The following is an 11,592-nucleotide window of genomic DNA, read 5'->3' as shown; positions in this document are numbered from 1 at the left end:
ACATACCGCCCGCCCGGGCAACCAGGAGTCTCTCGTGAGTACACACATCATTCGGGCCGACGACCTCCACAAGTCGTACGGACGCGGACAGACCCGCTTCGACGCCCTCAAGGGCGTCAGCTTCACCATCGAGGAGGGCGAATCGATCGCGATCCTCGGTAAGTCTGGATCAGGAAAGTCCACCCTGATGCACATCCTCGCGCTCCTCGATGCCCCCACGAGCGGCCGCATCGCCCTCGAGGACCTCGACACCCGCGAGCTGAAGGGACGCCGACTGAACCGCACGCGGAACAAGACGTTCGGATTCGTGTTTCAGCAGTTTTTCCTCATCCCCAGCGCAACGGTGATCGAGAACGTCACTCTGCCGTTGAAGATCGCCGGCGTGGGGGCTGCGGAACGAAGGCGGCGTGGCATGGCCGCACTCGAGCAGCTCGAACTCGCCGACAAGGCCAAGAACAAGGCCGTCAACCTCTCGGGCGGCCAGAAGCAGCGGGTGGTGATCGCTCGCGCCCTCGTGAACAACCCGCGGATCATCTTCGCCGATGAACCGACCGGAAACCTCGATTCCAAGACCGGTGCCGTCGTGGAGGACATCCTTTTCGATCTGAATCGGGACCACGGGATCACCCTCATCGTCGTCACGCACGACGATGACCTCGCTGCCCGCTGCGACCGGCAGCTCCGCATTCGCGACGGTCTCCTCGTCGACGACACCGCGGGGGTGGCAGCATGAAGACGCTGGATCTGCTCGGCTCCGCCGTCTCCAACACCTTCCGCTCGAAGACCCGCACAATCCTCACGATCCTGTCGATCTTCATCGGCGCGTTCACTCTGACGATCACCAGCGGGCTGGGCACAGGTATCAACGCCTACATCGACGACACCGTCTCCGGTGTCGGGGCGTCCGATGCGATGACGGTCACCAAAACCCCCGAAGATACCGCAGGTAACCCTTTGGGCGGCAATGGCGAGCCTCAGGAGTACGACCCGGACGCAGTGTCCACACAGATCCCCGGGATGACCGTCACCGCGCTCACCCCTGAGGACATCGATACGATCGAAGGCACCGACGGGGTGGTCAGCGTCGACGCTCAGCGCACCATCACTCCGGACTTTATCCAGTTCGGTGACGGCACCCAGCTGGTCGCATCGGTCGGCAGCCTCGTTGCTGGGCAGACCACCGTTCTCGCCGATGGCAGGGAGCCGGATGCGGACACCGATCAATATCAGGTGGCGTTGCCGCAGTCGTACGTGGAGCCGCTTGGATTCGGCAGCGACGAGGAGGCGATCGGGGAGACCATCACGATCGGGATCACGGATGCCCTGCGAACCCAGCACACCATCGACGCGACTGTCGTCGGCGTCACCGAGGAGGCGCTCGCCTCTCCCACGGGTAGCAGTATCCTCACTAACTCCGCGCTCAGCGACGCACTGTTTGGCGCGCAATCCACCGGCATCCCCGCCAGTGACGCGGACCGGTACTCGCAGGTCTCCGTGTGGTTCGCCCCAGACGCAACCGACGAAGAGATCGATGCACTCAAGGATCGCCTAGCCGATGCAGGATTCACCGGTACGACCATCGCCGACCAGCTGGGAATGATCACCACGGTGATCGACGGAATCGTGCTCGTGCTCAATGCATTCGCGATCATCGCGCTGCTCGCCGCCGCGTTCGGCATTGTCAACACCCTCTATATGTCCGTGCAGGAACGCACCCGAGAGATCGGGCTCATGAAAGCCATGGGCATGGGCAGCGGAAAAATATTCGGGCTGTTCAGTCTCGAAGCCACTTTCATCGGGTTCCTGGGATCTGCGATCGGCGCGCTGATCGCCATCCTCGCCGGCACCGGCCTCAGCTCCATACTGTCCGGCACCCTGCTCGCCGACCTCCCCGGACTCACCCTGATTGCCTTCGACCCAGCATCCATCGCCACCATCATCCTGCTCGTCATGGCCATCGCGTTCCTCGCCGGCACACTACCCGCCGCCCGCGCCGCCAGAGCCGACCCCGTCGACTCCCTCCGGTACGAGTAAGAAGAACAACCCACTGCCCGGGCCCAGGCCCGGGCAGTGCAATTTCGTGGGGCCGATTTCCGGGGAGCATGCCGGTTGAGTCGGATGGCACTTTGGCAGAGAAGGTGTTCTGACAGCTGCGCGATGCCCATCGCGGCCAGCGCTGCGGTCACGGCCTGCTCATCCTCGGCCTTCCAGGATGAGAGCAGGCGTTGATGTGGCTACCGGCCTTGGCGAACGAGATCAGCTACGGTGATGCCATCGGGAGCGAGCGAAGACTGCGGTAGTCGTCCGAAAGTGCGGGCGAATTCTCTGGTCGCGTATGAGGAGACAGTTCGACCGTCCAACATCACCTGTCCTTCGGTCGGGTCGAACCTGCCCTTTGGTCGGGTCGATCAGGCGGGCAAGAGCGCGGAGCCGGGCGGACTTGCCGCACGCTTTGGGTCCGACGATAACCGTGAACGAACCGTCCGAAACGCGTACGGAGAGGTCCTCACTGATTGTTCGTCGGTCGTAGCCGAGGGTTTACGCGCTCGGTGCGAAGGCGGGAAGGGGATATCACGTGCGCTCCTGGAGGGGAGCGTTTCGCGGTCAACGGCTACTGCGCGCCTTGCGCGTCGCGCGCAACCGCGAGCCCGGAGTGACAATCGAGCAGATCGCGAAAGACTTCGGGTTCACCCGGTGATGTTGCAGAAGTGGCTGCGTCGCTCCGATCCCGACGAGGGTGTCAAGCCCGGTCAGTCGCGCAGCGAGGCTGCAGAGATTCGGGAGCTGCGGAAGCGGAACCGGCTGCTCGAGCAGGAGAACGAGGTGTTGCGGCGGCGGCGGCGTATCTGCCGCAGGCGAACCTGCCGGGAACAGGGTCTACCCGCTCGTGATGGAGCTCGTCGGCACAGGGATCCCTGTGACAGTGACGCGTCGGGTACTCAAGCTCTCCCACCAGCCCTCTACCGCTGGCTGGCGAACCCCGTCACGGGACGTGAGGGGACACCGGCTGCTCGCCGACGAAGCCCGCGACCACGGCGAAGCGATGTCGGACCAAACCGCGTGGCGGATCGCATCCGCGAACGGCTGGTTCAGCGCGTTCGGGATGCCCAAGCGCGGCAAGGCACACAGGCCTGGCCCACCCGTCCGGACGACCTCTGCGCCGTCGTTGACGAGCACGGCACGACGCGGCATGTTTTCGCGGCCGATGCACCCGCCAGCTGTAGCCTACGGACATCACCGGGCACGAGACTGCCGAGGGCAGCTCGACCTCTGCGATCAAAGACGTGTTCTCTCTGGCCGGATCGTCGGGTACTCGATCGACCCGCGGATGAAGTCTCGCATGACCGTCCAGGCGCTCGACAACGCCGTCGCCAAGCGCGGCGACGTCGCCGGCTGCGTGGTCCACTCTCACCGAGGAACTCAATTGTGAAGCAGGAAGATGCTCCGCGCTCTCACCCGCCATCGCATGGTCGGGAGTATGGAAGAGCCGGGTCGAGCGGGGACAACGCCGCTATGGCCCCGTTCTTCGCCCTACAGCAGAAGAACGTCCTCGACCGCCGGTCCTGGACGAGCCGCGAGCAGCTGCGCATCGCGATGGTCATCTGGATAGAGCGGACATACACCGCCGACGCCGTCACAACCGGTTGGGCATACGCCTATCGAGTTCGAGGCCATCATGAACACGACCGTCGCACTGGCGGCATGACTGCAACCTGTCACTTACTCGTGCAGCAGTCCCGATCGCGATCCGATTTACCAATATCTCCAGAGCCGAGGTCTGTCACGCGCTCTGGAAGGTGAGCATCTCGACACAAACGCTCCGCGCCGCTGGCGCCCACTCACGTGCGCTCTGGCTGGCTGCACCGCAGCCGCGCACTAACGGCAAGTTCCCTCCACACGACTTCGTAACTCCCTACGTCCTCGACGAAACCACCTGCGCAACACTCTTCGCCTGCGGCAACGATGAATGGCTATGCCCTCTGGCCCCGTTCATCCGCGCAGTAGTTCCCTCTCTACTGCTCCGTGGGGGTGATGTCGCCGTGCAAGCCAAAGTGCACTGCACACGATGCGGTGAGCGGATCGAACGAGCGGTGCTACCAGCGCGCTCACGCCAGTCGAGCAGCGCAATCAACCGCCGGCGTATCCCGACTCCTGATTGGCGTGCTTGCTTGACGCGTGCTTCCAGCGGGATCCATGACGCTTCATACTGATGCGGGTGCGATCCGCGCGAAACATGTCGTGAGCGAACTCGATGGGGCGCCCGAGCGTGTCCACGCTCACTCGCCAGATGCTGATGAGCGGTGCCCCCACTTCCACCCTAAGGACGGCCGCTTCGTCGGCCGTCGCAGAGGAAACGTCGATCGTCTCGTCTGCGTGGGCCAGCTCGATGTCGTACTCCTTTGAGAGGATGTCATAGACGCTGGCGCTGAAGTCATGGCGTTGGATGTTTGGCAGAAGCGTAGCGGGCAGCGACATTGTGTCCAGCGACAAGGGCTCACCGTCGGCATCTCGGCGACGTTGGAGCCTCAGGACGTATTCACCTTCGACAAGGCGAAGATTTCGACGCTCGGAAGGCGCGGCTAGCCCTAACTCCGAACGGAGCACGGTGGTGCTCGAACGGTAGCCTTGTTGCCGGAGCATGTGTGGAATGCTCTGAATCGTATTGAGGTTGCGGTCGATCTTGCCGTCACCGACGTAGATGCCACCGGCACGACCCATGTTCCTGCGGATCCGGCCCCGTTCCTCCAGCGAATCGAGCGCTTCGCGCAGAGCTGACCGAGCCACGTCGAAACGCTCGGCGAGCATGCGCTCGGAGCCCATCCGCTCTCCGGGGCGGAATTCGGCCCGCACAATCATCCTCTCAATTTGCTGCTCCAGACCTTCTTTGCCCCGCTGCATGTGACTCCATTATGTGTTTGGCGACCTCGGCGCATAACTACGTCGAGAGGTACTCTGTGGTCAGGATATTCCGTGCACGGCCCATGTGCTGCGATGCGTGAGACTAGGCGTTCAGCGCGGTGAGGGCGGCGTCGAGTGCGTCGACGGCACGCGGGATGTCCGACGCTTGGAACGCAAGCGGAGGGCGGAGTTTGAGGACGCTGTTTGTCGGACCGCAGACGCTCGTGAGAACATGGCGCTCTCGGAGTTCCTCGAGGAGATCGAGAGCAAGCGTCTCCGCAGGTTCTTTCGTTTCTCTGTCCATGACCAGCTCGAGCCCTGTGTACAGCCCCGATCCGCGAATGTCCCCGATACTCGGGTGGTTTGCGGCCAACTCGCTCAGCGCGGAGCGAAACTCCTCTCCGACCGTGAACGCATGTTGCTGTAGGTTCTCACCGCGGATGGTGTCGAGAACTGCCTGAGCCGCTGCCACGGATACCGGGTTGCCTCCGAACGTGTTGAAATAAGGTCGTGCAGTGCTGAACGGTTCGAGGACCTCACTTCGAGCGGCCATCCCCGCGATGGGGATTCCGTTACCCATCGGCTTGCCAGTTGTCACGAGGTCGGGAACGACGCCGTGTCGTTGAAATCCCCAGAACGACTCGCCCAGGCGGGTGAATCCCGGTTGGACCTCGTCGGCGATGAAAACTCCGCCGCGCTGTTGAACCAGCTCAATCGCTGCGCGCACCATCTGATCTTCGCCCGTATAGATGCCATCCGATGAAAACGAGAGGTCAGCGATGATGCCTGCTAGCCCGTCACCCGATGCTTCAATTTCGCTGATCGCTGAAGCCACAGCGTTGTAGAAGGCGACGCCAGCGGCTCGGGACGAACCCCAGCGGTAGGTGTCGGGTGGATCCACCACGCGCAGGGTTGGGTCCAGCTTCTCGGCGCTGCCTAGCGATGGGGAATGCGCACTGACAAGCGCGGTATTGCCATGATACGCCTCGCTGGTTGCAATGTATGCGGTACCGCCGGTGTACTCGCGGCCAACGCGGAGCGCGAGATCGTTGGCCTCTGATCCTGTGCAGACAAACATGATCTGGTCAATCGCGCCAGGCATGGTGGAGAGAATGTCCTCGGCGTAGTCGATCACGCCAGGATGGAGGTAACGGGTGTGCGTGTTGAGTTGCGTCATCTGGCGATGCACCGCGTCGATCACGGCGGGATGCGAGTGACCCAGTGACGGGACGTTGTTGTACAAGTCCAGGTATTCGTTGCCTACTGAATCCCACACATATGCACCCCGGCCACGGACCAACTCGATCGGACGCCGATAGAAGAGCCGATACGCCGCCCCCAGCCGAGCATGGCGACGTTCCACAAGCGAGCGCGCCCCAGGGTCCAACGTTGCAGTGTCCTCCGCATCGAAACTGTTGCCGTTAAGGATCGACGCGTGACCGGTGGCTCCGCGTTTACTTCCGTTGGTCTGCCCTGCAGTCAAGCTGCTCACTGGAGATCCCCTTCTTGTCGATGCGCCGAGCCGCGCACCGTAGGCGACTTCGAAGCGGCGCTCTTGCTGTTGAATACACCGCCGGAGAGATGGAATGGCGTCCGGCCGTCGTAAGCGGTGCAAGACAATTCTCGGGCCGGATGGCAGGCCGCAGTATGCCGAGTGTTACGCCCGCGTTACGACACGGCTGCTCTAGGTAAATGGCCGGTTAACGCTGACGTCATCGTCCCCCGCGACTGCTCAATCAGGCACTAGTGTCTGTACTGGCGTTCGGCCCTTCGCTGAAGGGTTTTTACATGCTCGATGAACTTGAGTTTTCCCGCGTCCCGGATGGAGGGGCGTCCTCACCGGCCCTGGGTCCGTTACTCACGCAGTTTCACTCTGTGAAGAGAGGGGACGCTGCGCCGCGGTGGGTGCGTGAGGGTATCCAACGCGCCTGGGGGCTTCCGCCGTCCACACAGGTCGCCCTCATCGTGCTCTCTGAGAATGTGACCTTTCGAGTCGAGTTCGAAGGCCAGTCGCGGCTTGTGGTCCGCTTCGGACGGCCTGGGTATGCAGCAGGTACGGAGCACATTCGTTCCGAACTCGTGTGGGTTGAAGCACTGAGATCGGGGGCTGGAATACCTACGCCATCACCCGTCCGTGGTGCCGACGGGGACTGGGTCCAGACCATCATCGACCCGAATGGTGCAATTTGGACAGCGGTGTCGTTCGAGTTCATCGAAGGGACAATCCTCGAAGAGCAACCCGAGTTCACCCAGCATTATGAGGAAATCGGTGCGCTCACCGCGGCCCTTCATCGTCACGCTAGTTCATGGACGCCCCCGGCTTCTTTCACACGCTTCGCCTGGGATGTTTCAGACATGGTGGGGACTCACGCGCGTTGGGGGCATTGGGGAAACGCGAGGATGCCAGCCCCCGATCGGGGGCTGCTGCAGCGCGCGGAGAACCGAGCGAAAGACGTTCTGGCGGAAGCAGAGGTTTCGAAATCGCCCCAGCACTTCGGGCTGATCCATGGAGACCTGCGCCCATCCAACGTCATGACCCACGATGACTCGCTAGCGATCATCGATTTTGATGACTGCGGATACGGCTACTATCTCTACGATTTCGCCGCTGCTCTGACGTTCTACGAACATCGGCCAGAGGCTTCAGGTATGGCCGCTGCTTGGCTCGACGGCTACCGCAGTGTGTTGCCTTTGTCAGACCGCGAGCTCGGCGTCGCTGCCGCTTTCTCCATGCTCCGCCGACTCACCATGCTGGGTTGGTCGACGACGCACTCGCCGGACGCACTTCCCACGGATCTCTGGAATGAGAACCTCCCCGGTACCGTGGAAGTCGCTGCAAAGTTCCTGGCGGACCCGCGCTGGATCGTTCGAAACTAGGAAGGAAGCAAATGACGGAACTTCTATACAGCTCAGTCGCCGAACAGGCGGCTTGGGTATCTACGGGCGAGATCAGCGCACGCGAACTCGTAGAGCATTCCATCGCCCGCATCGAGCTCCTAAACCCCCTCCTGAACGCCTTTGCCCACATCTTCACGGAAGAATCCCGCGCCCAAGCCGATCGGCTCGACGCCGAGCGCAAGGCGGGAATGACGCGAGGAACATTGCATGGTGTGCCCATCGCTATCAAGGAAGAGAACGACATTGCGGGCCTGCCGACCCGATACGGTAGCGCTGCATACTCTGCGCCTGCAATTGCAGACAGCGAGGTGGTGCGCCGTCTACGGGCGGCCGGAGCGATAATTATCGGGACGACGCGAATGCCGGAATTCGGGATCTGGCCCTTCACCGAATCCGAGTCATTTGGATGGACCCGGAATCCATGGGATCGCGATCGATCTACAGCAGGATCGAGCGGGGGAACGGCAGCGGCCGTCGCATCTGGCATGGTCGCCGCAGGCATTGGAGGCGATGGGGGAGGGTCGATTCGGCTCCCAGCAAGCTGGTGCGGCCTATTCGGCCTCAAACCCCAACGCGGTCGAGTCAGCCTCGCTCCCAATCCTGACCTCTGGCGTGCACTCGGGGCGATCGGCCCCATCACACGCACCGTATCGGACAGCGCACTCATTCACGATGCCATCGGCGGAGCACGGACCGGAGACCGATACACGGCAGCACCGCTGTCGCGTTCGATGACCCACGCAGCAACGGAACGGATCAAACGGCCTCTTCGAGTCAAAGTGTCGATCAAGAACCCGTCAGGAGGGCCCACGGCCGATCGTGAAACTGTCGCAGCGCTCGTGCGCACCACGGCTCTCCTGAGGCAACTGGGGCATGAGATTATCGAAGTTGACCCTCCATACCCTCGCCTGGGGCTGCAGTTTCAACTGCAGTTGGGCGCCGGCATCAGCGATGAGGCTGCTCGTGCTGATCGCCCGCAGTTGCTAGAGCGTCGCACGAAGGCCCTCCTGCGAGTCGCACGGCCGCTTCAACGTTTCGGCCCGTGGGCGGAAGAATCGGCCCGGAAACTGGGCGAACCATTCCTCGAGAAGCTCTTCGAGGACGCCGACCTGCTGATCACGCCAACGACGCCTTCGGCGGCCCTACCAGTCGGACAACTCGATCGGATCGGCGCGATCGCGGCGGTCAGAAAGGCCACACCCGTCAGCTCGTACACCTCTATTTGGAACGTACTCGGCAATCCCGCGGCCGCAATGCCGGTTGGCTTCACCACCTCAGGGCTTCCCCTGAGCGCGCAAATCATCGGGCCCAACAACAGTGAACCGACAATCCTGGCGTTGTGTGCGCAACTGGAGCAAGCGGGCACCGGGGGAACTCGTCGCCCTCCCCTCGACGCGGCGACAGCATGAGACGTCGCCGCGTAGCACGCTTCTTACTCCGGATTGCGGCAGGACTATTCGCTGCCGCAGTAACCCTAGTAGGTGTGGGTGTTCTGAATGCTGCGGCGGTCGGGCGCGCTGCCCTCGACACACAGCGCACCAGATTCACTCAGCACAAAGCTGAGGTCGCCGAACTGCCTGATGGTCAGTACCGCAACTGGACCGACACCTCAGCCACGTCGGGCCTTTCCGACAACCTGCGACTCGACCAGATCCAGACAGTAGCGACCCACAACAGCTACATCTCGCGCCCCAACATGGTCCAGAACTTTCTTCTCGGTATCGGAGCGCCACATCGAACAGCCGCTCTGCAATACGCGCATCCTCCGCTCTGGGATCAACTCGACGCAGGAGTGCGCAGCATCGAACTCGACGTACGCGTTCATACAGACGGCACCTTCTCGATAAGTCACGCACCCGTGACGGCGAACGGCGGAAACTCCGTCGACTTCCTTCTAGCTCTCGACGAGATCGCGTTGTGGTCGGCGAGTCATACCGGGCACTTGCCGATCAGCATTCTGCTGGAGTTCAAAGCTGACTACGCTTTCCTGGACTGGACCCTAGCTGAATTCGAACCGGAGATCTTCGCCGCGCTTGACGACGCGATATCCGATCGATTCGGAAGCAGCCTCATGCGACCACAAGCGTTACTCGGTGAAGCGAACACACTCAATGACATGGCTCTCTCTCATGGTTGGCCCACCATCGGTGATACTCGCGGAAAGGTCATGTTCGTCATGTACCCGAACGAGAAATACAGGGCGCTGTACGAGCAGCGCCCCTTGCGCGACCGCACGATATTCTCGAGTGTCGACGGACTGTCTCAATCCGCAGACCGAGACGACGTGGCATTCATCATCCAAGACGTACCGCAGGCCACACTCATTCGGGAGCTAGTGACGAACGGCTACATAGTTCGTACACGGGCGGACACGGATCTGCAGATATCTCCTGATGAAAGGGATGCAGCCCTGGCCAGTGGAGCGCAGATTGTCTCCACAGACTTCCCAGGCTACGCACCGCAAACGGCGACCGGCTACGGCGTCGACTTCGGCGCCGACAAATTCTCTCGGCCCCGTCCCGCCTGGTGACAGGTACAGGCACCATCGATAGACGCGGATGGCTAGGACGGTAAGCGCGGGGTCGCCGTCCTGTTCGGAGCGCACGTGCGCCCGAGAATGGTCAGGAGCATCGCGCCGGTGAAAAAGGCCAGCGGCACCATGAACGTTAGCGAAGGGCCGCGGCGCCGTCGTTCTGGTGGCGGCCCGCGCGGCTGGGTCTCTCCTCATGCGACGGTACGCCTCCCTCGCCCCATAGATCTCTTGCGAATCCGCGAGGGCTCACTCCATAGTGCCGTTTGAAGGCTCGGCTTGCAGCGGCGGCGCTCGCCCATCCTGCCCGTGATGCAGCGTCCGCTGCGGTCAGGTGCTGCGCGGCGAGAAGCTCTGCCATGCGTTCAATGCGCGAGCGCCACAGAAAGGCCGCGGGGCTCGTCCCCAGCTCGCGTCGAAATAGGCGTGTCAACTGAGACTCCGACAAGGAGACCGCGCGCGCGAGCTCGGAAACTCTCCACTGCCGCTGAAGGTGCCCCTGAAGTAGGCGTACTGCGGTCGCGATTTGCGCTCGAGGAACCGTCGGCCGCCGACGCTCGTCACCTCCCACAGGGCGGGGATCCTTACCCGAATGTCGGGCGAGGGAATCGAGGACGGCGCTTAGTTGCGAGAACATTTGGAGGACTTTCAGTGGCTCACCGCTAATCGCGCTGAGTCGATGCAACCGTGGGGTGAGCAGGCGCATGGCCGAGATCCCGATGTTCAGAACACGTGGCATCGCACCGTCGCGGTGCGCCAGCTCGAAGTGCGGACGGAGCGGGTGCGTTGTCGGCAGCCATCGAGTCTCGCTGCGGACGAAATCACCGCGGAGGTACAGCGTCACGGTGTTGACGTACCCCACGGGGTCTCCCGCGCACCAGGTGTTTTCGGGGACGGTAACAACGTCACCCTCTGCAACACTCATGTCCCCGTAGGTGTGCGACAAGCGTGAGGCGCCCGATGTTACGAAGACAACTTTGACTGCCTCCACATGCATACGCTGGGTGGCATCCAGGATTAGGGCCCTGCGAGCTAGGACGGGCACGTGCGGGTCCTCGAAGAGCGCTGTGGCGCGAATGTGGAGCATGATGTCGGCGTGATCTTCAGTGTCTTGGCCAGGGGAGCGTGACGGATGCTAGCTAGGGCGTGTCTCCTAAATGGTGGGCGTGGTCTGAGAGTGTTGTCGGGTGAGTCGTTTCGTGTTGTTGTCGGATGCCCAGTGGGCGTCGATCTCCGATCTCATGCCCGGCCCCACGGGGCGTAAG

The 11,592-nt window shown here is 62.4% G+C and carries 9 protein-coding genes and 1 pseudogene; 6 read left to right on the top strand and 4 right to left on the bottom strand.

What is annotated here, in order from left to right:
* Window positions 1-34 precede the first annotated feature (34 nt).
* Entirely contained in the window at window positions 35-733 is a 699-nt protein-coding gene (locus ACI3KS_RS13920; RefSeq protein ID WP_404919138.1) for an ABC transporter ATP-binding protein, read from the top strand.
* Window positions 730-2,034: an ABC transporter permease gene (locus ACI3KS_RS13915; RefSeq protein WP_404919137.1), complete on the top strand. Its 1,305-nt coding sequence runs from the start codon at window positions 730-732 to the stop codon at window positions 2,032-2,034. The genes ACI3KS_RS13920 and ACI3KS_RS13915 overlap by 4 nt, the downstream gene beginning before the upstream one ends.
* A gap of 222 nt (window positions 2,035-2,256) precedes the next feature.
* Here ACI3KS_RS13915 and ACI3KS_RS13910 read toward each other — a convergent pair whose 3' ends face one another.
* Window positions 2,257-2,466 carry a hypothetical protein gene (locus ACI3KS_RS13910; RefSeq protein WP_404919170.1) on the bottom strand — a complete coding sequence of 70 codons (210 nt, stop codon included), beginning with the start codon at window positions 2,464-2,466 and terminating at the stop codon, window positions 2,257-2,259.
* Window positions 2,467-2,614: 148 nt separating this feature from the next.
* On the opposite strand from ACI3KS_RS13910, the pseudogene ACI3KS_RS13905 reads away from it, so the two are divergent.
* Window positions 2,615-3,706, top strand: a pseudogene (locus tag ACI3KS_RS13905) (IS3 family transposase).
* A 422-nt stretch (window positions 3,707-4,128) separates the two neighbouring features.
* Here the strand turns inward: ACI3KS_RS13905 and ACI3KS_RS13900 are convergent.
* Together ACI3KS_RS13900 and ACI3KS_RS13895 are read right to left on the bottom strand one after the other, a co-directional pair.
* Entirely contained in the window at window positions 4,129-4,899 is a 771-nt protein-coding gene (locus ACI3KS_RS13900) for a GntR family transcriptional regulator (RefSeq protein ID WP_404919136.1), read from the bottom strand.
* A 103-nt stretch (window positions 4,900-5,002) separates the two neighbouring features.
* Window positions 5,003-6,391: an aspartate aminotransferase family protein gene (locus tag ACI3KS_RS13895; protein ID WP_404919135.1), complete on the bottom strand. Its 1,389-nt coding sequence runs from the start codon at window positions 6,389-6,391 to the stop codon at window positions 5,003-5,005.
* Window positions 6,392-6,687: 296 nt separating this feature from the next.
* On the opposite strand from ACI3KS_RS13895, the gene ACI3KS_RS13890 reads away from it, so the two are divergent.
* The 3 genes from ACI3KS_RS13890 (at window position 6,688) to ACI3KS_RS13880 (ending at window position 10,327) form a co-directional block, all read left to right on the top strand.
* Window positions 6,688-7,776: a phosphotransferase enzyme family protein gene (locus ACI3KS_RS13890; protein ID WP_404919134.1), complete on the top strand. Its 1,089-nt coding sequence runs from the start codon at window positions 6,688-6,690 to the stop codon at window positions 7,774-7,776.
* A gap of 11 nt (window positions 7,777-7,787) precedes the next feature.
* Window positions 7,788-9,206: an amidase gene (locus tag ACI3KS_RS13885; RefSeq protein ID WP_404919133.1), complete on the top strand. Its 1,419-nt coding sequence runs from the start codon at window positions 7,788-7,790 to the stop codon at window positions 9,204-9,206.
* Window positions 9,207-9,280: 74 nt separating this feature from the next.
* A complete protein-coding gene (locus ACI3KS_RS13880) occupies window positions 9,281-10,327 on the top strand; it encodes a Ca2+-dependent phosphoinositide-specific phospholipase C (protein WP_404919132.1) in 1,047 nt (348 codons plus the stop codon).
* Between the two features lie 136 nt (window positions 10,328-10,463).
* Here ACI3KS_RS13880 and ACI3KS_RS13875 read toward each other — a convergent pair whose 3' ends face one another.
* Window positions 10,464-10,964: a helix-turn-helix domain-containing protein gene (locus tag ACI3KS_RS13875; RefSeq protein WP_404919169.1), complete on the bottom strand. Its 501-nt coding sequence runs from the start codon at window positions 10,962-10,964 to the stop codon at window positions 10,464-10,466.
* Window positions 10,965-11,592: the final 628 nt, after the last annotated feature.

The sequence above is a fragment of the Microbacterium sp. ZW T5_45 genome (assembly GCF_044987415.1).
GTDB lineage: Bacteria > Actinomycetota > Actinomycetes > Actinomycetales > Microbacteriaceae > Microbacterium.
The sequence above is the reverse complement of the archived record's forward strand: the minus strand, read 5'-3'. Positions and strand labels throughout refer to the sequence as shown.